Annotated in this window: 19 protein-coding genes and 17 tRNA genes; 13 read left to right on the plus strand and 23 right to left on the minus strand. The window is 43.2% G+C overall.

Annotation, left to right across the window (positions count from 1 at the left end):
* Nucleotides 1–135 precede the first annotated feature (135 nt).
* The 5 genes from AAA970_RS13455 to AAA970_RS13475 are packed head-to-tail and all read left to right on the plus strand — an operon-like array spanning nucleotide 136 to nucleotide 4,420.
* The gene (locus AAA970_RS13455) at nucleotides 136–648 is read left to right on the plus strand and encodes an RNA polymerase sigma factor (protein ID WP_338237495.1); all 513 of its coding nucleotides are present in this window, start codon (nucleotides 136–138) and stop codon (nucleotides 646–648) included.
* A gap of 28 nt (nucleotides 649–676) precedes the next feature.
* Nucleotides 677–2,164: a phytoene desaturase family protein gene (locus tag AAA970_RS13460; protein WP_338237496.1), complete on the plus strand. Its 1,488-nt coding sequence runs from the start codon at nucleotides 677–679 to the stop codon at nucleotides 2,162–2,164.
* 11 nt (nucleotides 2,165–2,175) lie between these two features.
* Nucleotides 2,176–3,012, plus strand: a complete 837-nt coding sequence (locus AAA970_RS13465) for a phytoene/squalene synthase family protein (RefSeq protein ID WP_338237497.1) — start codon at nucleotides 2,176–2,178, stop codon at nucleotides 3,010–3,012.
* A gap of 49 nt (nucleotides 3,013–3,061) precedes the next feature.
* Nucleotides 3,062–3,907, plus strand: coding sequence for a 4-hydroxy-3-methylbut-2-enyl diphosphate reductase (locus tag AAA970_RS13470; protein WP_338237498.1), 846 nt, complete (start codon nucleotides 3,062–3,064; stop codon nucleotides 3,905–3,907).
* Between the two features lie 9 nt (nucleotides 3,908–3,916).
* Nucleotides 3,917–4,420 carry a sterol desaturase family protein gene (locus tag AAA970_RS13475; protein WP_053406671.1) on the plus strand — a complete coding sequence of 168 codons (504 nt, stop codon included), beginning with the start codon at nucleotides 3,917–3,919 and terminating at the stop codon, nucleotides 4,418–4,420.
* Between the two features lie 6 nt (nucleotides 4,421–4,426).
* On the opposite strand, the gene AAA970_RS13480 is transcribed toward AAA970_RS13475, so the two are convergent.
* From AAA970_RS13480 to sdaAA, 5 genes are all read right to left on the minus strand, one after another.
* The gene (locus tag AAA970_RS13480) at nucleotides 4,427–4,684 is read right to left on the minus strand and encodes a hypothetical protein (protein ID WP_338237499.1); all 258 of its coding nucleotides are present in this window, start codon (nucleotides 4,682–4,684) and stop codon (nucleotides 4,427–4,429) included.
* Between the two features lie 38 nt (nucleotides 4,685–4,722).
* Nucleotides 4,723–4,968 (minus strand): ATP synthase F1 subunit epsilon, encoded by a 246-nt coding sequence (gene atpC, locus AAA970_RS13485; protein WP_053406669.1) that lies wholly within the window; start codon nucleotides 4,966–4,968, stop codon nucleotides 4,723–4,725.
* A gap of 44 nt (nucleotides 4,969–5,012) precedes the next feature.
* Nucleotides 5,013–6,524, minus strand: a complete 1,512-nt coding sequence (atpD, locus tag AAA970_RS13490) for a F0F1 ATP synthase subunit beta (RefSeq protein ID WP_053406668.1) — start codon at nucleotides 6,522–6,524, stop codon at nucleotides 5,013–5,015.
* Between the two features lie 200 nt (nucleotides 6,525–6,724).
* On the minus strand, nucleotides 6,725–8,008 hold the full coding sequence (locus AAA970_RS13495) for a sensor histidine kinase (RefSeq protein ID WP_338237500.1): 1,284 nt from the start codon (nucleotides 8,006–8,008) through the stop codon (nucleotides 6,725–6,727).
* Between the two features lie 150 nt (nucleotides 8,009–8,158).
* Nucleotides 8,159–9,067 carry an L-serine ammonia-lyase, iron-sulfur-dependent, subunit alpha gene (sdaAA, locus tag AAA970_RS13500; RefSeq protein ID WP_338237501.1) on the minus strand — a complete coding sequence of 303 codons (909 nt, stop codon included), beginning with the start codon at nucleotides 9,065–9,067 and terminating at the stop codon, nucleotides 8,159–8,161.
* Between the two features lie 217 nt (nucleotides 9,068–9,284).
* Here sdaAA and AAA970_RS13505 point away from each other — a divergent pair, with 217 nt between their 5' ends.
* The 4 genes from AAA970_RS13505 (at nucleotide 9,285) to AAA970_RS13520 (ending at nucleotide 12,029) form a co-directional block, all read left to right on the plus strand.
* On the plus strand, nucleotides 9,285–9,932 hold the full coding sequence (locus AAA970_RS13505) for a hypothetical protein (RefSeq protein ID WP_338237502.1): 648 nt from the start codon (nucleotides 9,285–9,287) through the stop codon (nucleotides 9,930–9,932).
* 73 nt (nucleotides 9,933–10,005) lie between these two features.
* Nucleotides 10,006–10,137 (plus strand): hypothetical protein, encoded by a 132-nt coding sequence (locus AAA970_RS13510; RefSeq protein WP_301280968.1) that lies wholly within the window; start codon nucleotides 10,006–10,008, stop codon nucleotides 10,135–10,137.
* Nucleotides 10,138–10,370: 233 nt separating this feature from the next.
* Nucleotides 10,371–11,045 carry a hypothetical protein gene (locus AAA970_RS13515; RefSeq protein ID WP_338237503.1) on the plus strand — a complete coding sequence of 225 codons (675 nt, stop codon included), beginning with the start codon at nucleotides 10,371–10,373 and terminating at the stop codon, nucleotides 11,043–11,045.
* Between the two features lie 159 nt (nucleotides 11,046–11,204).
* Nucleotides 11,205–12,029, plus strand: a complete 825-nt coding sequence (locus AAA970_RS13520; RefSeq protein ID WP_338237504.1) for a mechanosensitive ion channel family protein — start codon at nucleotides 11,205–11,207, stop codon at nucleotides 12,027–12,029.
* Nucleotides 12,030–12,136: 107 nt separating this feature from the next.
* On the opposite strand, the gene AAA970_RS13525 is transcribed toward AAA970_RS13520, so the two are convergent.
* From AAA970_RS13525 to AAA970_RS13605, 17 genes are all read right to left on the minus strand, one after another.
* Nucleotides 12,137–12,208, minus strand: a tRNA-Glu gene (locus tag AAA970_RS13525).
* 38 nt (nucleotides 12,209–12,246) lie between these two features.
* Nucleotides 12,247–12,319: transfer RNA gene (locus tag AAA970_RS13530), tRNA-Met, on the minus strand.
* A gap of 23 nt (nucleotides 12,320–12,342) precedes the next feature.
* Nucleotides 12,343–12,414: transfer RNA gene (locus AAA970_RS13535), tRNA-Glu, on the minus strand.
* Between the two features lie 38 nt (nucleotides 12,415–12,452).
* Nucleotides 12,453–12,525: transfer RNA gene (locus AAA970_RS13540), tRNA-Met, on the minus strand.
* 23 nt (nucleotides 12,526–12,548) lie between these two features.
* A tRNA-Glu gene (locus AAA970_RS13545) sits at nucleotides 12,549–12,620 on the minus strand.
* Nucleotides 12,621–12,658: 38 nt separating this feature from the next.
* Nucleotides 12,659–12,731, minus strand: a tRNA-Met gene (locus AAA970_RS13550).
* Nucleotides 12,732–12,754: 23 nt separating this feature from the next.
* Nucleotides 12,755–12,826 (minus strand) — tRNA-Glu (locus AAA970_RS13555).
* A 37-nt stretch (nucleotides 12,827–12,863) separates the two neighbouring features.
* Nucleotides 12,864–12,936: transfer RNA gene (locus AAA970_RS13560), tRNA-Met, on the minus strand.
* A gap of 23 nt (nucleotides 12,937–12,959) precedes the next feature.
* Nucleotides 12,960–13,031: transfer RNA gene (locus tag AAA970_RS13565), tRNA-Glu, on the minus strand.
* Between the two features lie 38 nt (nucleotides 13,032–13,069).
* A tRNA-Met gene (locus AAA970_RS13570) sits at nucleotides 13,070–13,142 on the minus strand.
* Between the two features lie 23 nt (nucleotides 13,143–13,165).
* Nucleotides 13,166–13,237, minus strand: a tRNA-Glu gene (locus tag AAA970_RS13575).
* A gap of 31 nt (nucleotides 13,238–13,268) precedes the next feature.
* Nucleotides 13,269–13,340, minus strand: a tRNA-Glu gene (locus AAA970_RS13580).
* A 31-nt stretch (nucleotides 13,341–13,371) separates the two neighbouring features.
* Nucleotides 13,372–13,443 (minus strand) — tRNA-Glu (locus AAA970_RS13585).
* Nucleotides 13,444–13,481: 38 nt separating this feature from the next.
* Nucleotides 13,482–13,554: transfer RNA gene (locus AAA970_RS13590), tRNA-Met, on the minus strand.
* A 23-nt stretch (nucleotides 13,555–13,577) separates the two neighbouring features.
* Nucleotides 13,578–13,649: transfer RNA gene (locus AAA970_RS13595), tRNA-Glu, on the minus strand.
* Between the two features lie 38 nt (nucleotides 13,650–13,687).
* A tRNA-Met gene (locus tag AAA970_RS13600) sits at nucleotides 13,688–13,760 on the minus strand.
* Between the two features lie 23 nt (nucleotides 13,761–13,783).
* A tRNA-Glu gene (locus tag AAA970_RS13605) sits at nucleotides 13,784–13,855 on the minus strand.
* A gap of 218 nt (nucleotides 13,856–14,073) precedes the next feature.
* On the opposite strand from AAA970_RS13605, the gene era reads away from it, so the two are divergent.
* Nucleotides 14,074–14,967, plus strand: coding sequence for a GTPase Era (gene era, locus AAA970_RS13610; protein ID WP_338237505.1), 894 nt, complete (start codon nucleotides 14,074–14,076; stop codon nucleotides 14,965–14,967).
* Between the two features lie 157 nt (nucleotides 14,968–15,124).
* Nucleotides 15,125–16,432, plus strand: a complete 1,308-nt coding sequence (der, locus tag AAA970_RS13615) for a ribosome biogenesis GTPase Der (protein ID WP_053406662.1) — start codon at nucleotides 15,125–15,127, stop codon at nucleotides 16,430–16,432.
* Nucleotides 16,433–17,110: 678 nt separating this feature from the next.
* Here the strand turns inward: der and AAA970_RS13620 are convergent.
* Entirely contained in the window at nucleotides 17,111–18,898 is a 1,788-nt protein-coding gene (locus AAA970_RS13620; protein WP_338237506.1) for an ABC transporter ATP-binding protein, read from the minus strand.
* Nucleotides 18,899–19,045: 147 nt separating this feature from the next.
* Between AAA970_RS13620 and AAA970_RS13625 the strand changes: the two genes are divergently transcribed.
* Together AAA970_RS13625 and nusB are read left to right on the plus strand one after the other, a co-directional pair.
* A complete protein-coding gene (locus AAA970_RS13625; protein ID WP_338237507.1) occupies nucleotides 19,046–20,149 on the plus strand; it encodes a Glu/Leu/Phe/Val dehydrogenase dimerization domain-containing protein in 1,104 nt (367 codons plus the stop codon).
* A 172-nt stretch (nucleotides 20,150–20,321) separates the two neighbouring features.
* The gene (gene nusB / locus AAA970_RS13630; protein WP_338237508.1) at nucleotides 20,322–21,506 is read left to right on the plus strand and encodes a transcription antitermination factor NusB; all 1,185 of its coding nucleotides are present in this window, start codon (nucleotides 20,322–20,324) and stop codon (nucleotides 21,504–21,506) included.
* The last annotated feature ends 130 nt before the right edge of the window (nucleotides 21,507–21,636 follow it).

Here is a 21,636-nt window from a genome sequence, read left to right on the forward strand (position 1 = left end):
TTTATCCGGATATAACGGCCCAACAATTTCATCATTTAATTGTAACCACAAACTTAATTTCAAACCAAAACCAAAGCACCTTATTCGAAAATCATTACCCCCAAAACTTTTACAAACTAAACTTACCAAATCACAATGACAGCGTTAGAATTTAGCTACCATCTCGACAAGTTATCGACTTCGTTGAGACCGTTCGCTATGAGATTGACCAAGGATTCAGAGGCGGCAAATGACCTGTTGCAAGAAACCGTGCTAAAAGCCTACACGAACAGAGATAAATTTACTGAAGGCACCAACCTCAAGGCATGGTTGTACACTATAATGAAGAATACCTTCATTACCAATTACCAAAGGATGGTAAGAAGAAACACCTTCATTGACTCCACCGATAATTTACATTATATCAATTCTTCCGGCAACATTACCGAGAACATGGCGTATTCAAGTTTTGCCATGAGGGACATCAAGGAAGCAATTGGGAAATTAGACGAAAACTACCGACTTCCCTTCTTAATGCATTTTCGGGGTTTCAAATATTACGAAATCGCGGAAAAACTGGATATTCCAATTGGAACTGTAAAAAATAGAATTCATATTGCTCGAAAGGATCTAAAGGCTATGTTAAAAAATTACGGAGGTAAACTTTAGGTCTGTCAAGCCTAAAACCAACCTTTACATGACTCACAAACATCGAAATGCAATAGTCATCGGTGCCGGCTTTGCCGGGATAGCTGTTGCTACTTCGTTAGCACAAAAAGGATATGACGTCACCGTCATTGAAAAAAATACTCAAATAGGAGGAAGAGCCCGGCAGTATCACTGTCAGGGCTTTACCTTTGATATGGGCCCTAGTTGGTATTGGATGCCCGACATTTTCGAAAATTATTTCCGGACTTTTGGAAAAAAGCCTGCTGATTATTACCAATTAAAAAGACTTGACCCCTCCTATTCCGTGGTTTTTGGAGCGGATGACCGCTGGCGAATCCCTGCCAACCTCCAGGAATTAGGCGCTTTATTAGAACAATATGAAGCTGGTGCTGCTGAACAACTCGAAAAATTCATGGCGCAAGCCAAATATAAATATGAGGTAGGCATTAACGATTTCGTTAATAAACCTTCCCGCTCCATTACAGAATTTTTAGATATCCGCCTGCTCAAAGGCGCTCTGAACCTGGACCTGTTAACCTCACTTTCTAAACACGTCCGAAAGTTTTTCAAACATCCTCAGATCATTAAGCTGCTGGAATTCCCCGTTTTATTTTTAGGAGCCACCCCGGAGAACACCCCTGCGTTATACAGTCTAATGAATTATGCTGATCTCAAGCTCGGAACCTGGTATCCGATGGGGGGAATGTTCGAAATTATCCGGGGAATGGAAACGCTGGCGAAGGAAATGGGAGTGAAATTTCATACCGGCGAAACCGTCAACCAGATAGAAATAAAAAACGGCATCGCCACCGGTGTGAATACGGATAAAGACTACTATCCAGCAGATATTGTGGTTGGTGGAGCAGACTACCATCATGTAGAACAACATCTATTACCCACCCAATATCGAAGCTATTCCCCACAATATTGGCAGAAACGGACAATGGCACCCTCTGCCTTACTTTTTTACATTGGATTGGATAAAAAGCTGGAAGGTATTGATCATCACATGCTATTTTTTGATGAAGATTTCAAACTGCACGCCAATGAAATCTACACTAACCCTCAGTGGCCGTCAAAACCTCTTTTTTATATGAGCGCTGCCTCCGTCACCGATACGGCAATTGCCCCTGAAGGAAAAGAGAACCTGGTATTACTCGTGCCGCTTGCTCCGGGTTTGGAGGACTCAGAGGAAAAAAGATCACATTATTACGAAATAATCATGAACAGACTGGAAAAACTCATTGGACAGTCCGTTAAGGAACATGTGATTGTGAAAAAATCGTACGCGATAAAAGATTTTGAACAGGATTACAATGCCTTTAAAGGCAATGCCTATGGACTGGCCAATACGCTAAAGCAAACTGCCATCCTTAAGCCTAGTTGTAAATCCAAAAAAGTTGCTAACTTATACTATGTGGGGCAATTAACCATTCCCGGACCAGGCGTTCCCCCATCATTAATCTCTGGCTTAGTTGTCGGAAATGAAATCGAAAAAGATTTTGCCGAATTGTAAAAGTGAAAAAGATGATTGAACTTTTTAATAAAACCACCTTCGATTGTGCACGGTTGGTCACGCAATCCTACAGCACTTCCTTTACTTTAGGCATTAAGACACTGGACAAAGAGTTGCACGAACCGATTTATGCCATTTATGGGTTTGTCCGCTATGCGGATGAAATCGTCGATACTTTTCATGGTTGGAATCGGGAAACTTTACTGGATAAATTTGAGCACGATACTTATGAAGCGATTAACCAAAAAATTAGCCTGAATCCAATCCTCCATGCCTTTCAGCTAGTAGTTAATCAATATCAAATCGACCTGGAATTTATTGATGCCTTTCTGAATAGCATGAGAATGGATCTGGACAAAACCACTTACTGTGACAAAAGCTATAAAACTTATATTTATGGCAGCGCAGAGGTAGTTGGTCTAATGTGCCTGAAAGTCTTTTGCTTTCATGGAGAAGGGGATTTTGATACGCTTAAACCGGCAGCTTGCAGCCTTGGAAGTGCTTTTCAAAAGGTTAACTTCCTGAGAGATATGAAAAGTGATCACGAAGATCGTGGGCGGGTATATTTTCCGGATATAAATTTCGATAATTTCAATCAAAAGGATAAGGACCTTATCGAAATGGATATCCAAAAGGATTTTGACGATGCCTATCAGGGAATTATCAGATTACCGGAAAATGCCAAGATGGGCGTTTATCTGGCGTATATCTATTACCTGAAACTCTTTGACAAAATCAAAGATGCTTCCACAGATACGGTTAAGAATCAAAGAATCAGGATTCCAAATCCAAGAAAATTAGCCTTACTGGCCAAAACATATTTACAGTTTCACTTAAGGGTAGTTTAATATGAATGTAAGTACACGCCCTTCAAAAAACTATAAAGGCAATAATACAATGAAAAACCTCACCGTGGATATTGACCAAAATTCCGGCTTCTGCTTCGGAGTGGTTTATGCCATTGAAATGGCAGAAGAAATTCTGCTGGAGGAAGGAAAATTGTATTGCCTGGGAGATATTGTTCACAATGATGAAGAGGTCCATCGGTTGGAAAAATTGGGACTACAAATCATTAACCATAAAACACTCAAGGAATTAAAAAACGCGAAAGTCCTGATTCGGGCACATGGAGAGCCACCTTCTACCTACAAAATAGCGCTGGAAAATCAATTAGATCTCATTGATGCCAGTTGTCCGGTCGTATTAAAATTACAAAACCGGATCAAGAATGCTTATGACAAATCGGAAAAAATATACATTTATGGAAAGCACGGGCATGCCGAAGTCATGGGATTGATTGGCCAGACCAATAAAGAAGCCATTGTTTTTCAATCCCTGGAAGAATTGGACCTTAATAGCCTTCCGGCTTCCATTAGCTTATACAGCCAGACCACAAAATCCACCGATAATTTTTATAAAATAATCGATAAGCTCAAAGAAAATGGCATTGAAGTTAATGCCAATGATACCATTTGCAGGCAGGTCAGTAATCGGGACAAGGAGCTTAAAAAATTTGCCAGTCAATACGAAAAAATCATTTTCGTTTCCGGCACAAAATCCTCCAATGGAAAGGTGTTATATAATATCTGCAAACAGCAGAACGAAAACACCTATTTTGTCTCCAATAAAGAGCAGGTGCAAGAAGAATGGTTTGACCCAAATGACCGCGTTGGGGTTTGCGGTGCTACCTCCACCCCAATGTGGCTCATGGAAGAAGTACAAAAAAGAATATTGACTTTCTAATTTTTTGATATGGCAATCTTGATGAACATCCTATTGGTGATAGGATCCTTTCTTTTTATGGAAGGTGTTGCATGGTTCACCCACAAATACATCATGCATGGTATTTTATGGAGCTGGCATAAGGACCATCATACCGTTCACAATAAAACCCTTGAAAAAAATGACCTCTTTGCTGTCGTCTTTTCCATTCCGGCCATTGTGATGATCGTGCTCGGCTCCGAAATTCCTGAATGGCGATTTCTGCTTTACATTGGCCTAGGAGTTACGCTTTACGGTATATTTTACAGTGTCTTTCACGATATCATCGTACACCGTAGAATTAAGTACAAGTACAAATTCAAATCCGCCTATATGAAGCGGATTATGAAAGCACATTATATCCACCACGCGGTGCATACCAAAGAAGGAGCACAAGCTTTTGGTTTTTTGTGGGCGCCGAAAAAATACGAAAAACAGTCCATCACTGCAAAGGAAGAAAAAGAAGCATCCAGAACTGAGGCACATTCGCATTAACCCGAATTATGTAGCCCAAGCCCTGCAAAACAGGCTTAACCCTGGCTTGTTTTCTTGTTGTTCCAAATATTTTGATGGCATAAATTTGAATAAACTTGCTTTTCCTCTTTCCTCTGGATTATTGGAAATAACTGGAAATGGGAAACTAATCATGCATTTTTCCCGCCTTACAGCTAAACGAGAATTTAAGCTTGGGTTATCCGGGTTCAAGCATAAATAATTCGGTTGAGGAATTTTCACGGCATAAAAAAAACCTTTAGTCATCACAACTAAAGGTTTTTTTATATCTAATGATGTTTTGCTTATCCTTCTACGGCTTCTGCCAATACAATAATCTTATTATCAAGTACCTCAACAACGCCACCATCAACAACAATGATGGTTTCTTTGTCATTGATCACATATTTCAAATCACCTTTAGACAAGGTGGAGATCAAAGGGGCGTGGTTCTTCAGCACTTGAAAGGCACCGTTGGTTCCGGGAAAAGTAGCTGCGCTAACTTCTCCTTCAAATACCTTTTGGTCCGGTGTAACAATTTCCAAGTACATAATTGCCCAATTTAAAGGGGAGTAAACTCCCCATCGGTTTAAGATTATTCAGCGGCTTCTGCCAACATTTTTTCACCTTTCTCAATAGCTTCCTCGATTGGGCCTACAAAAGTAAAGGCCGCCTCAGGTAAGTGATCCACTTCCCCATTCATAATCATTTGGAAACCACGGATAGTGTCCTTGATATCTACCAACTGACCCGGGATACCAGAGAATTGCTCTGCAACGTGGAATGGCTGAGATAGGAAACGCTGTACACGACGTGCACGGTGTACCACCTGCTTATCCTCGTCAGAAAGCTCATCCATACCCAAAATGGCGATGATATCCTGAAGTTCGTTATAACGCTGAAGGATGTTAATTACATCCTGCGCTACCTGATAGTGCTCCGCTCCAACTACCTCTTCAGACAAAATTCTGGAAGTAGAATCCAATGGATCTACCGCTGGGTAAATACCCATAGAAGCAATCTTACGAGACAATACCGTTTTCGCATCCAAGTGGGCGAAAGTGGTCGCCGGTGCAGGGTCAGTCAAGTCATCGGCAGGTACATAAACCGCCTGAACAGAAGTAATGGAACCATTCTTAGTAGAAGAAATACGCTCCTGCATTGCTCCCATTTCAGTTGCCAATGTTGGCTGGTAACCTACCGCAGAAGGCATACGACCTAAAAGTGCCGACACCTCAGAACCTGCCTGGGTAAAACGGAAAATATTATCTACGAAGAAAAGGATATCACGACCTTTTCCAGAACCATCTCCATCACGGAAATATTCGGCAATGGTCAAACCTGACAAGGCTACACGCGCACGTGCCCCTGGTGGTTCGTTCATCTGGCCATATACCAAGGTGGCCTGAGAGGTTTTCAATTCCTCTTTATCTACCTTCGACAAATCCCAGTCACCTGTCTCCATAGACTCCTCGAATTCCTTACCGTATTTGATTACGCCGGACTCAATCATCTCACGAAGCAGGTCATTACCTTCACGCGTACGCTCACCTACACCTGCGAATACAGATAAACCTGAGTATGCTTTCGCAATGTTATTGATCAACTCCATGATCAATACGGTTTTACCTACTCCAGCTCCACCGAAAAGACCAATCTTACCACCCTTTGCGTATGGCTCAATCAGGTCAATAACTTTAATACCAGTGAAAAGTACTTCGGTTGAAGTAGAAAGGTCTTCATAAGAAGGTGCTGGACGGTGAATCGGTAAACCCTGAGTCGTATTGGTCTCTCCAATACCATCAATGGTTTCTCCCACTACGTTGAACATACGACCTCGGATGTCCTCACCTACAGGCATCTGAATAGGTGAACCATTATCCACTACTTCCAACCCACGAAGAAGACCCTCGGTACCGTCCATGGCAATGGTACGAACACGATTCTCTCCTAGATGTTGCTGAACTTCAAGCACTACTCGAGCTCCATCAGATGGTTTGATTACCTCAAGACCATTCATGATGGCAGGTAGGCTTGCGCCTTCAGCGTCAAAAGCGACGTCTACCACAGGCCCGATAACCTGTGTGATTTTGCCAATGTTTGCCATGCTAAAATTTTATATTCTATTGATCGATGGTCAATAATTATTATCCCGTTTTAACTTGATTTTCGGAGATTAACACGGGGAAAAATTATTGGAATGCAAAAAAAATACCCTGACCCAAGGGGTCTAAGGACGGTTAAATTTACACAAAATTTTAAATTATCTATTCTGAAGGCTAAATTATTCAAAGGAAATTAAAAATTTTAAGCAGAGGCGGTTTTACCCGAAATCAACAGATCCGCTTCCTCAGCATCAAGCAAATAATCTTTTCCAGGTAATAAAATTCTAAAAACCGTTCCCTCAGTGGGGTTAGAGGATTTTACAAAAATTTTCCCGTTGTGGTAATTCTCCACTATCCTTTTGGTCAGGGTCAGGCCTAAGCCCCAGCCTCTTTTCTTGGTCGAATATCCCGGAATGAAAATTTTCTTCAGCTTATCTTTTGGAATCCCCCCCCCGGTATCCCGGATATCAATCACTACGCCTCCTTCTGGTCCTTCAACAAGATTAATATCAATATTGCCGGTACCTTTCATGGCATCTACAGCATTCTTACAAAGATTTTCAATCACCCAATCGAACAAAGCGCGGTTAATCGGAGCGATCACCACCTGGGAATTTGTAGCGATAGAGATTTTCACTTTAGTAGAAATCCGTTTCGACAAATAATCTACATTGGAACGAATCACCTCATAGAGGTTTTCATCCTCCAATGTCGGGATTGAACCTATAGAGGAAAAACGATTGGTAATGGTCTCCAGCCGATGGGTATCTTTTTCCAGCTCCTCCAGAACCTCCGGATAATTAAAATCCTCATCCATCTTTAAGTACTCAATCCAGGCCACTAAAGAGGATAGTGGCGTACCCAGCTGGTGAGCGGTTTCTTTCGCCAAGCCAATCCAAACCCTGTTTTGCTCTACCGCTTTGCTATTACTATAAGCATAAAAGGCCAAAAAGATAAAAAACGCAATCACCGAAAGCTGGACGATGGGGTAATAGGTCAGCTGATCCAGCAAAAAGGAGTTTTTATAGTAAACATAGTTATAGTCATACACCCCTCCGTTTTCATCGGTAAAAATGATTTCTATCGGTTCGTGCTGAAGCTTCATTTCCTCCACCAAAGCACGCAACTTTTTCTGTCGTTGCTTGGGCGAAATTTTTGGATCAATATCAATATTCCGAAAATCGAGTGGTTTATCCACTCCATCCGTCAGGATCACCGGAATGGAATTATTCGGCACAATGATGTTCTGAGTCAAAAACAATACCTCGTCCCTATTCCCGACATTGACCGCATATTCAATTGATTTTGCGTACAATTCTACCAATTGAGCCTCACGCTCCTTCAGTTTTTTGACGATCTGATTGGTATAGAAAATGGAAGCAATGGTAATGACCATGGCCACTGCCAGCACTCCCCACTTCATTTGAGATCTATTTTGATATAAATCCCACTTCTTAGGCTGCTTCTCCGAGGAAGACCTTCCCATATATTCTACTTTTTATGTAAAAACTAACAGTTAATGTATCTGTGAAAAAGTAAAATCTAATGCATAGGCAAAAATATCGATCTGATTTTAAAAAATGTATTGGCAAATTTAGCACCAAAAAGTCAGCCGGTAAAATATTTTGTGGCGCATCTATTCAACATCTTCCTCGTCCGATAACATTTCAATATCCTGAATCAAAACCCGTTTGGCAATCGCCTGCCCGGTTATGGTGGCGGCCATTCCCCCTAACGCCGTCTCCTTATACCTGCTCTCCATCGATTGACCGACTTCATGCATGGCATCAATGCATTCATCCACCGGAATTACAGCGTCCATACCCGAAAGTGCAATTTGTGCGGAGGAAAAAGCAATAGAAGCCGCAGAGGCATTACGCACCACACAGGGTACCTCCACCAAGCCCGCCACCGGATCACAAACCAAGCCCAGCATACACTGAATGGTTACCGCCACAGCATTAAATACCTGATCATTATCTCCTCCTAATGCATAAACAATCCCTGCTGAGGCCATAGCCGCTGCGGAGCCCGTCTCGGCCTGACAACCACCCACCGCTCCAGCTAAGGACGCTTTTTGCTCAATAATCAAAGCAACGCCGGCTGCAATCAGCATTGCTTCGGCAATTTTTTCATCCGGAAGCTCATGGGTTTCCTGCAAGGTATAAAATACGCCCGGCAAAATTCCGGAAGCACCGGCGGTTGGGGCGGCCACCACTCTGCCCATACAGGAATTTACTTCTTTGGCGGCCAAAGCACGCGCAATCATTTTTTGAAAATCAGGAGAGAGCACTGCCACCGGGTGATTAAAAACCTTTTTTGCTCCATTGTTAATCATTTTTGAAACGGAAGTCATATCCTCCGTTAAACCGGTATGAATAGCCTGCCGCATCACTTCATAGGCCGCAACCATCCCTTCCAGAATCTCCTTCCGACCGGCTCCCCTTTGATTTTGCTCGTATTGAATTACCGCTTCGTACAAAGGCAATTTTTCTTCCTCACAATATGCTTTCCAGCTTTTAAAATCTTTAAACAATAAGCTCATGGGTCTATGCTCTTTTAACTGTTTTGGGACACAAATCGCCCTTACAGTCCTACATCCTAATATTTCTTCTCAGTTCTTTATGTTAAGGTATCAATTTTTAAAGAATAGCAGCGCAACTAATCAAGAATAAATTTCTCTTCACGCCTCCCTCATTTGATATTTAAAGATGAAATTGACTATTTTTCAGTGAGTTTTCAAAAGATAGACCTACTGAAAAATGATCGACTATTTAAGCCAGCCCTTATTTATTGCCGGACTGGGGGCTTTTTTATTAATGGGAAGTGAATTAGCCCTTGGCAAATATGCGGTCAATTTTGGTTTGCTAATGCGTCAACCCTTCACTCCAATAATTTACGCACTTTACTATGCCCTGCTTGCCATCGGCATCACCCAATTGCTGTTGAGGGGTAATTTAAGTATCCATGAGTTTTCTGCTCAGGAGCATCCATTGGTCATCGGCCTGATCACGGGGCTAAGCATTCGGGCTTTGGCCAGAATGAACCTGTATCAATTCAAAATCGAAGGTAAAACGATTAATATCGGGCCTAAAACCATCAATGATTTCATGGAGGGTTTCTTTCTTAAAAAGATATCGGACAATGTAGACGGCTTATTGATAGGAGAAATCAACACCATGATAGGCAAACTGCCTCCTCTTACTCTGGAAGAAATTGACCTGCTGCTTCGCGATGGACTTCCCTCTCATTTCTCACAGGAAAAGCGAAAATATTATGTAGATAAAATAAAAGCCTGTCCCAGGCCTTTTGACAAATACCGTTATTTCGCTTTTCATTTCGGACTCCAGCGCCTGCACCAGCTCCCATTATTGGCTCAAAACTTTATTCACAATCCGGAAGCTTCTTAATTTTAATAAGATTTTTTTGACGCTAAACTTTATTCTTCTAATTTTAATTTAAAACCATAAAACCCTTATCACTATGTTAGATGCACCAATAGCGAGCGGCGCAAATATGTTCATCTGGGGATTCGCCATTGTTTTAGGCGTAGTACATGCCCTTATCGCCCTTGACGTTATCTCCATGAAAGAGAAGGACGAAGAAAAAGCGTAAGTATTTGTCCAATAAAAAATTAAAAAAATAAGGCCGGTGATTCTATCATCGGCCTTTTCTGTGTGGTCAACCCATTTTCGCATGAAATCTTAACGATTTTTTTGTACCTTAACCATTCAAAAGCGGAACATTGCATGCTTTTGCACTATTGTTAATACAGGAAGGTGTTAAAACAAACTCCTGAGATTACTTTCCGTTTAGGTAATGAAGCTTTAGCTATTAATGCTCGAATCATGATGAAAAATATTATACTCTTGGCCACCGCTTTGGTAATTTCTACCATCGCACATGCACAAACCAGTGTTTCCATGGGATTGAGCTCTATTGTTCCCATGAATAGTGAAGCACCCTCCGGCTACGGATACAATGTTGGAGTGAGTCACTGGGCTGATGCACCCTGGTCAAAAAATAAAAAAAGCGAAGAGGTAAGCTATGTGGACGAAGACCTCCCCTACGCTCCCCTTCCTCAGGAACAACGATCATACAGACCTGGCGCTAAAATTGGTTTTCAGGCCTTTTACCAATCTCAGAATGTAGGCCCATACCATTCTTCTTTGGTGATGGCAGGTCCACAGATTGCTATGCCTTTAAATGATAAATGGTTCTTTCAAGGGGAGTTTTTAGTAGGTAATGTTAATCATTCCGGTGCTCCAATGGCCGTAAGACCTGACATCAGCAATGGCCATGTGAATTATGGCAATCAAAACAATAACCTGGCATATTCGGTGAACACCGCCTTCACCTATAAGCCCAACGAAAAAACATCTATTACCTTCGGCATCAGCGCCTCTAAAAACGTAATGCCGGCTTATGGTTACGGTGGAATGGGAGGTTTTGGAATGAATCCTTACTACGGTGGAATGAGACCAGGTTTTGGTTACAACCCTTTCTATGGCCCGAGATTTTAATTAAACCAACATATTATTAAAAGCCGATCGCTACGATCGGCTTTTTTTTGCTCAATACTTACATCAGATTGATATCTAGTTAATTAAGGACGATATTTTAATAGTGATAATATGCTATCCATTATTTAAATACCTCAACCCTCAATTAATTTCCTGAACATGCTCAACATTGACGACAAAATGTCTTCCTGGTATGATACAGCAGTGGAACTTACCATGTCCTATGGCCCCAAGCTTATCCTTGCCATCCTCGTCCTTTTCATTGGCCTGAGAATAATCAATAGCTTTACCAAGACCGTTAGCCATAGGATGAAACAGCGTAATTATGACGCTACCTTACGTCCCTTCATCATCAGCCTGATCAACTGGGGGCTAAAAGCCATGCTGATCATCTCAGTAGCCTCCATGGTGGGAGTCGAAACCACCAGCTTTGTTGCAGTACTCGGTGCTGCTGGTTTGGCAGTCGGCCTTGCACTACAAGGAGCCCTGGCCAATTTTGCCGGCGGAGTTTTAATTCTCGTTTTCCGACCCTACAAAGTTGGGGAATTGATTAAATCGCAAGACCAACTCGGAGTAGTTAAAGAAATACAGATTTTCAACACCATCCTGACTGACCCACAAAATAAAAGAGTGATTATGCCCAATGGAGCTATTTTGGCAAACAACATCATTAACTTTACCGCTGAAGGCAAAATCAGAGTAGACCTTACCATGGGCATCTCCTATGATTCAGACATCAAAAAAGCGAAGGAAGTTTTGCTGGAGATCATGAGCAAACACGATAAAGTACTGAAAGATCCTGCACCATTTGTGGGCGTTTCAGAACTTGCAGACAGCTCTGTTAATCTGGCAGTCAGACCACACTGTAGTCCCACCCATTACTGGGACGTTTACTTTGATATTTATGAGCAGGGTAAATTAGCCCTTGATGCCAATGGCATTACCATTCCTTTCCCACAGTTGGATGTGCATATGGACAAGTAAAAATGGTAATCCTTATTTATTTTCAACAAAAAAGACAGTCATTAAAGTGATTGTCTTTTTTTTAGGCATAAAAAAAGCATCTGATTATATAACCAAATGCTATAAAGTAGTCCGTAGGGGAATCGAACCCCTGTTACCAGGATGAAAACCTGGCGTCCTAACCCCTAGACGAACGGACCAACATTAAATCTATGAAACCAGCGTTTTGATTTCTGTGTAGCGGGGGCAGGACTCGAACCTACGACCTTCGGGTTATGAGCCCGACGAGCTACCAACTGCTCCACCCCGCGATGTATCTTTGCCTCTCGGCTTGTAGTCCGTAGGGGAATCGAACCCCTGTTACCAGGATGAAAACCTGGCGTCCTAACCCCTAGACGAACGGACCAACATTAAATTTACGAAACCAGCGTTCTGATCTCTCTGTAGCGGGAGCAGGACTCGAACCTACGACCTTCGGGTTATGAGCCCGACGAGCTACCAACTGCTCCATCCCGCGATGTATCTTTACCTTACGGCTTGTAGTCCGTAGGGGAATCGAACCCCTGTTACCAGGATGAAAACCTGGCGTCCTAACCCCTAGACGAACGGACCAACATTAAATCTATGAAACCAGCGTTTTGATTTCTGTGTAGCGGGGGCAGGACTCGAACCTACGACCTTCGGGTTATGAGCCCGACGAGCTACCAACTGCTCCACCCCGCGATGTATCTTTGCCTCTCGGCTTGTAGTCCGTAGGGGAATCGAACCCCTGTTACCAGGATGAAAACCTGGCGTCCTAACCCCTAGACGAACGGACCAACAATTTGTTGCGAAACCAACGTTTTGATTTCCTTGTAGCGGGAGCAGGACTCGAACCTACGACCTTCGGGTTATGAGCCCGACGAGCTACCAACTGCTCCATCCCGCGATGTATCTTTGCCTCTCGGCTTGTAGTCCGTAGGGGAATCGAACCCCTGTTACCAGGATGAAAACCTGGCGTCCTAACCCCTAGACGAACGGACCAACATTAAATCTCTGAAACCAGCGTTCTGATTTCTGTGTAGCGGGAGCAGGACTCGAACCTACGACCTTCGGGTTATGAGCCCGACGAGCTACCAACTGCTCCATCCCGCGATGTATCTTTGCCTCTCGGCTTGTAGTCCGTAGGGGAATCGAACCCCTGTTTCCAGGATGAAAACCTGGCGTCCTAACCCCTAGACGAACGGACCGGAAATTTTTAAAGTGTGTTTCAACACTGCGTAGTCCGTAGGGGAATCGAACCCCTGTTACCAGGATGAAAACCTGGCGTCCTAACCCCTAGACGAACGGACCGGAAATTTTTAAAGTGTGTTTCAACACTGTGTAGTCCGTAGGGGAATCGAACCCCTGTTACCAGGATGAAAACCTGGCGTCCTAACCCCTAGACGAACGGACCAACATTAAATTTCTGAAATCAGCGTTCTGATTTCTGTGTAGCGGGAGCAGGACTCGAACCTACGACCTTCGGGTTATGAGCCCGACGAGCTACCAACTGCTCCATCCCGCGATGTACCTTTGCCTTACGGCTTGTAGTCCGTAGGGGAATCGAACCCCTGTTACCAGGATGAAAACCTGGCGTCCTAACCCCTAGACGAACGGACCAACATTAAATTTCTGAAACCAACGTTTTGATTTCTGTGTAGCGGGGGCAGGACTCGAACCTACGACCTTCGGGTTATGAGCCCGACGAGCTACCAACTGCTCCACCCCGCGATGTATCTTTACCTTGCGGCTTGTAGTCCGTAGGGGAATCGAACCCCTGTTACCAGGATGAAAACCTGGCGTCCTAACCCCTAGACGAACGGACCGGATTATTTTTTGCGGCTGCAAAGTAAGTTAATTTACAACCAAAATGTCAAGCAAGTATTCTAAAATATTTTCAAAATCTAAAGGATATTGTTGACATCAACCGTTAAAAAAGGGTAAAAACACTAATTAGAGCAACTTTTGCCCCCTTCTCTGAAACGGAGTACAAAGGTAAGTGGAAAAACCGTTTAATCAAGCTATATTTGTAAAAAAATATTGAATGACAGAACAGAAAAAACATAAAGCCGGCTTTGTCAGCATCATTGGAAAGCCAAATGTAGGCAAGTCCACGCTGATGAATGCCCTTGTGGGAGAGCGATTATCGATCATCACCTCCAAAGCACAAACGACCCGACACAGAATCTTCGGGATAATTAGTGGTGATGACTTTCAGGTGGTGTATTCGGACACTCCCGGAATCCTGAAACCTCAGTACGAATTGCACAAGTCCATGATGGATTATGTAAACTCTTCTTTGGAAGATGCAGACTTAGTGCTATTTGTAACGGACCTTTATGAAAAAATAGAGCCGGAGGATCCAGCACTGGAGCGATTGAGGAAGTCGAATGTTCCGGTGATCTTCGTGATGAATAAGATCGATTTGAATAAGGGATCGCAGGCAGACGACAAGATTTCTTACTGGCTGGAGCACATCAATCCGGACAAGGTGATTAAAGTATCTGCCCTGGAGAAGGAAAATCTGGAAGAGTTATTTAGCAGTATTTTAGAATACCTTCCGGAACACCCGGCTTATTTCCCAAAAGAACAATTAACGGATCGTCCGGAACGCTTTTTTGGTGCGGAAATTATTCGGGAGAAAATTTTTCTAAACTACAAGAAAGAAGTCCCATACAGCTGCGAAGTAGCGGTCACCGATTTCGAGGAGGATGATAAAATTATCCGCATGCGGGCGGAAATTTATGTAGAACGAAAAAGTCAGCGGGCAATTTTGATCGGACACAAGGGCGCCGCAATCAAAAAAGTGGGCATAGAGGCCCGAAAAGAGCTGGAAGCCTTCTTCATGAAGCAGGTTTATTTGGAGACTTATGTGAAAGTATCAGACGATTGGCGTAAAAAAGAGCGATCTCTGAAAAACTTTGGCTATGATCGTTAAAGCTTTTTTCTCAATTTTGTAGAAAATTCAGGTATTAAGGAAATTTTTGACCGTATTGGTCTTTTTCTTGCTTGAGTAGAGTTTAATTATTTCGGGCATGAACGTATGCTCCTGACTAAACGCCCAAGCGGGGCGATGATTTAGCAAAAAAGAAAACATGGCAAATATAGTAGCGATTGTTGGACGACCTAACGTAGGGAAATCCACCCTTTTTAACCGTCTGATTGAAAGAAAGCAGGCGATTATGGATGATGAGGCCGGGGTAACCCGTGATCGTCATTATGGATTATCAGAGTGGACAGGCAAACACTTCACCGTGGTAGATACCGGTGGATATGTAGTGGGATCGGAGGATATTTTCGAGGGTGCTATTCGGGATCAGGTAAAAATTGCTTTGGATGAAGCCTCTGTCATTCTATTTATGGTGGATACCAAAACAGGTATGACTGATCTTGATAAGGATTTCGCGCGTATTTTGCGTAGTACGAATAAGCCGGTATTGGTAGTAGCCAACAAAACGGACAATTCAGAACTGCAGATGATGTACCACGAATTCTATGGATTAGGTATTGAAGATGTATTCCCTGTTTCAGCGAACAATGGTTCCGGAACGGGTGAATTATTAGATAAAGTGGTAGAGTTACTACCACAAAGTGATGAGGAGAACCCTTATGAGGGCATTCCAAGAATTGCCGTTTTGGGTAGACCGAATGCGGGTAAGTCTTCTTTTGTAAACTTGCTTTTGGGTGAGGAAAGAAACATTGTAACGGACCTAGCGGGTACTACGCGGGACAGTATCAACTCACACTACAATGCTTTCGGGCAGGAATTTATCCTGACAGATACTGCTGGTATCAGAAAGCGTACGAAGGTGAAGGAAAAGATTGAGTTTTATTCCGTAATGCGTTCGATTCAGGCCTTGCAGGACTCTGACGTTTGTATTTTGATGATTGATGCCAGCCGTGGCTTCGAGTCTCAGGACATGAACATCGTTTCTTTGGCCGCCCGCTATAAAAAAGGTTTGATCATCATGGTGAACAAGTGGGATTTGGTCACCAAAGACCACAAAACGGCAGAACGTTTCACTAAAAACATTCAGGAGAAACTGGGGCCGTTGAGTTATGTGCCGATTGTTTATACTTCCGTATTGAACAAGCAGCGCGTACATAAAGCCATCGAAACAGCGGTAGGTGTTTACAACAACATGACGCACCGCATTCCGACTTCTCAGTTGAATGATATCATGTTGGATGAAATCGGAGCTTTCCCTCCTCCAGCAACGAAAGGTAAATACATTCGCATCAAGTACATTACGCAGTTACCGACCAAGACGCCATCCTTTGCGTTCTTCTGTAACCTGCCGCAGTACATCAAGGATCCATACCGTCGATTCATTGAGAACAAATTGAGAGCACACTTCGGATTTGAGGGAGTACCGATTCAGGTCTATTTCCGTAAGAAGTAATTCAGCGCACTGCATTAAGTAAAAAGATATAATGAAAGCCTGTTGTGGAGATCGCGGCAGGCTTTTTTATGCCCATTTTTTTGAAAGATGCTGGTTCAAACACGAACTCCTCCACTCCCCAAAAAAGATGATCGAAGAAGGGATGGCGGAGGGATGAAGGCAATTGTGAAGCTCATTTTGGCAAGCCCAAGCCTGGGAAGTTTTTACGGAATTTTCCGCCAAAATAGCGACTGCCGCCAGCCCGCCATGAGCCTGGGCGAGTGGCCGCCCCTAACGATAAAAAAACTTTGGTTATGGTCACTGAAAACAAATCAAAGCAGGAAATTGGGGAATGAAGAAAGGTGATGGCTTTCCGGAAATAGGCCTTGACTTTTGAAAATTATTCCTCCAGCAAGAGAAACGGAAGGAATGTGAAAGTAATAGGCGATAATAAAGTTCAAAAATGTAAGTCCGACCGCTGAAATGGTGAAATAGAAAAATGAACTAGCTGTGATTCTCCCAAAACGGGAATACTTTCCCATGAATTGGTAATGATAAAAGGAAAAACGGGCGAAGTGGTTTAGAAAAGTATATGCTTTATAGTTTTTCCCCCACTTGAATATGATTCACCACTTCACCCAAGTTTAGATCTGCCCCAAGCGAAACGATTAAAACAGATCCGATAGTGTTAATAATAACCTAAGCCATCTCCTCCCCTTGCAGTTGCTTCAGGTAAAGCTCTTTATAAGCACCACCCTTTTCCAACAACTCCTCATGGGTCCCCTGCTCTTCAATCTGCCCATCATTCAGCACGAGGATTTTATCCGCCAACTTGGCCGAAGAAATACGGTGAGAGATGATGATGGAAGTTTTATTAGCCATCACCTCCTTCAGGGCATTCAAAATAGCATTTTCGGTCTTGGTATCCACTGCCGAAAGGGAGTCATCGAGAATCAGCACCTTAGGATTGCGGACGATCGCCCTGGCGATAGAAACGCGTTGTTTTTGCCCACCGGAGAGAGTAATTCCCCGCTCTCCCAATACCGTTTCATAACCATTTTCAAAACGGGAAATATTTTCATGCAAATCTGCCTGACGACTGGCGGCAAGCATCTCCTCCTCGGAGACATCATTACTGCCAAAGGCAATATTATTCCGGATGGAATCGGAAAAAAGGAAGACATCCTGCGGCACATAGCCAATTTGCCCACGCAGATAGTCAATTTTAAAATCACGTACATCGTGACCATCCATCAGAATGGATCCTTCGGTAACATCGAACAGGCGGCAAATCAAATTCGCCAGCGTACTCTTTCCGCAACCCGTCCCACCGATAATAGCGACAGACTCTCCGGCCGCAATTTCGAAGTCCACCTTTTTCAGGGCCTGAATACCGGAATCTTCATAGGTGAAAGAAACGTTATCAAACTTGATACTACCAGTGACCTCTGGCGTAATTTCTTTTTCCGAAGTGATATTATTCTTCGTAAACAGGAATTCATTAATCCTTTTCTGGGAAGCAGCTGCCCGCTGGATAATAGAGGTGATCCAACCCAAAGAAGTCACAGGCCAGGTCAGCAATTGCACATACAATACAAATTCTGCGATATTCCCAAAGCTCAATTGACCTTTCAGCACCTCAGAGCCCCCTACGAAAATGGTCAGGATGGTACTTAAACCAATTAAACTCAAGATCAGTGGAAAGAATAAAGCCTGCACCTTCGTCAGTCCCAGGGAACGATCGCGATAAACTTTAGACTGCTCACGCAAATTCTTACTGGAATCCTCTTCCCGGGAAAAAGATTTGATCACCCGAATACCGGAAAAAGCCTCCTGCACAAAGGTGGACAAGTCTGAAAGGCTCCGCTGAATTTCTTCGGAGCGCCGGTTGATAATATTGTTGACAAAATAAATACTCAGAGAAAGTACCGGCAGGGGCAATAAAGCGTAAAGCGTCAGCTTTGCATTAATGCTGAACATATAGGGGATCAGCATCAGGAATAGCACCACCATATTCAGTCCATACATAATCGCGGGACCGAGATACATTCTTACCTTACTCACATCCTCAGAAATACGGGCCATCAGATCACCGGTATTGTTCCGACGGTAAAAGGAAGTAGGCAATGACTGATAGTGCGCATAAATTTCATTCTTCAGGTCAAACTCAATATGCCGTGACATGGCGATTATGGTTTGGCGTACCATAAAAAGGAAAAATCCGCGCAACAAGGCCATGACCAAAATGCTCACGCCATAAACAATCACAGAAGAATTAATCACATCGCCGAAATCTTCCGCCATCTCCGGCAGGCCTTCCATCATGCGGTACAGGGAGATGTTATCCATCACCAGATCGAGCGCATTTCTGACCAGTTGACCAGGGATGATTACAAAAAAGTTAGAAATAGCGATAAATAATAAACCCAGAATCAGGTAATATTTATACTTAAGGAGGTATCGATTAAGGTATTGAAGGTCTTTCACGAAGGTTTTTTAGCGTTTTTAGCTTATTGCCAATATTCTTTGAAATAAACGTAAATTAAAATTAAGTTTACGTTATGGGCATTGAAAAATACGCAATTGGACAATCACCCATCATACAAAGATAACTAAACTACAATCATTTGTCATATGGCTGATGTAAACGAAATGAAAGCTGTGACGGAAAATTCAATTTTTACGCAAGTGCAGCGCATGGGCCACGAGCAGGTCGTTTTTTGCCACGATGAGGCTACCGGACTAAAAGCCATCATTGGAATTCATAATACCGTTTTGGGACCCGCACTTGGCGGAACCCGTATGTGGGATTATGCTTCTGATGAGGATGCATTGGAAGACGTCCTTCGCCTGTCCCGTGGAATGACTTACAAAAACGCATTGGCCGGTTTGAATATCGGCGGCGGTAAGGCCGTGATCATTGGTGATCCGAAAAAGGTAAAGAATGAGGCATTGCTTCGTCGTTTTGGAAAGTTTGTAAACAGCCTGGGCGGTAAATATGTAACTGCAGAGGATGTAAACATGGGGGATCGTGATATGGAATACATTTCCTACGAAACCAATCATGTTTGCGGACTGGCACCGACCATGGGCGGAGCAGGTAACCCTTCTCCTGTAACTGCCTACGGAACTTATGTGGGAATGAAAGCTGCAGCCAAGCATACCTTCGGCTCTGACACTTTGGCGGGCAAGCGCATTGCCGTGCAAGGCGCCGGAAGCGTGGGCTCTACCCTGGTAGAGTATCTGACCAAAGAAGGGGCTACGGTGTATATCTGTGATCTTTTCGAAGACCGCGCTGCACAAGTAGCGGCTGAAAATGGCGCACATGTAGTTGGCATGGAAGAGATTTATGATCTGGATGTAGACATTTACTCTCCATGTGCATTAGGGGCTACCATTAATGATGATACCATCGACCGCCTGAAGTGCAAAATCATTGCCGGAGCGGCCAACAACCAGCTGAAGGATGAAATCAAGCACGGGAAAATTTTGGTAGAAAAGGGCATTGTATATGCGCCGGACTTCCTGATTAATGCCGGTGGGGTAATTCACGTATGCCTGGATCATTTTACCGATTACAACCGAGACCGCGCTATGGCCATGACCGAGCGCATCTACGATACCTGTCTGGAAATTCTGGAGGAAGCCCAAAAACAAGGTATCACTCCTCAGGAAGCAGCCATGGCAGCAGCTCAAAAGCGTATTGATCAGGTGGCCAAGATCAAGAGCGTATTGTAATCAGATAATAAATTCTCTTTTTGAGATACGTTTGGAACAAAAAATATAAAATAAATTCGGGCATCGTCCCGAATTTTTTTTTGGAACTGTTTTTGTTTTGTAGTTTTGCAATTCGGTGAAACCACCGATCAATGCAAAGGCATGTTGAATTAGAAAACGTTCTTTATAGTAGATGCTTAATAGAAGATCTCTCCGTATAAAAACATTGCAGGCGCTTTACGGCTTGCATCAGTCTAAAAGAGCCAACTTTGGTTTAGCTCAATCTTTAATAGACGAGACATTTGCCCCGGACCTGAACTCCATGGAGCCACAGGATCCTACAGAATTGAGAGGCAAAGCGCGAATTGCTAAGAAAATTTTCAGAACGCAGTACAATGCTCCGGTGATTAACGCCAAGGAGGATGTGACGCCTGAAATTATCGAAGCGGTAAAAGAGGCTATTAAGCTTTATAATGTAGAAAACCAGGCCGACCTGAAGCATTACCGTCAGGGGATGCTGGATGAGGCTGAAAATGTTTCCCGCACTTACATTCATTTGTTGGAGCTGATTGTAGCTTTCGGCGATTTAGTGAAGGAAGAAGTGGAAGAAATGAACATCAACCGCAGCAGAGTGGGGGAAGTCACTTCTAAAGCGGCCATGAACTTCTACCACAACCCGATTGTGACCATGATCCGCGAAAATGAAGACATTAACTTCAGATCGCAGCGTCTGGGTGCCGGCATTGATGATGCCATGGAGGTACAAGCCCGTGACTGGTACAGAAAGCTGATCAAAAAAGATCCCGAATACCGTGAATATACCCGCAAGGAAAATCCTACCTTCGAGGAGCATAAAGAGTGGTTGATGTATTTTGTAAAAAATATGTTGTTCAAGCATCCGGTAATGGTTTCTTACTTCGAGGAGCAGGATTTGCAGTTCAGTGAAAACCGTTCGGTATTGCGTTCCATGGTATTGAAGACCATCAAGTCTGTGAATGACATCACCGATAAGCTGATCATCTCTGAACTATCCATGAACTGGGAAGAGGATAAGCGTTTCTTCAATGACTTATTTCTGAAAGTGGTAGAGAATGAGAATGATTATGTAGACCTGATCTCTAATCGTGCACAAAACTGGGATAAGGATCGTATTAACGTAATGGATATGTTGATCCTGAAGATGGCTTTAGCCGAAATGATCAACTTCCCATCCATTCCGGTAAAGGTAACGATCAACGAAGCGGTAGAATTAGCGAAAAACTATTCTACACTAAAATCGAAGAAATTCGTGAACGGTATTTTGGATGTGTTGGCCATTTCTCTTGGACATGATGGCACGATCCGTAAATCCGGTCGTGGTTTGATTGACAACAAATAATAACGAATAGGGCAATCAACGAAATTGCCCTATTAACCGTACTGAAAATAGAGTCCGCGGGCTCCAATGAGATGTGCATAATCGGAATTCATTGTAAAATTCCATTTGATTATGCACATTTTTTCTTTTT

The organism is Persicobacter diffluens (assembly GCF_036244895.1).
GTDB classification, from domain to species: Bacteria; Bacteroidota; Bacteroidia; order Cytophagales; family Cyclobacteriaceae; genus Persicobacter; species Persicobacter diffluens.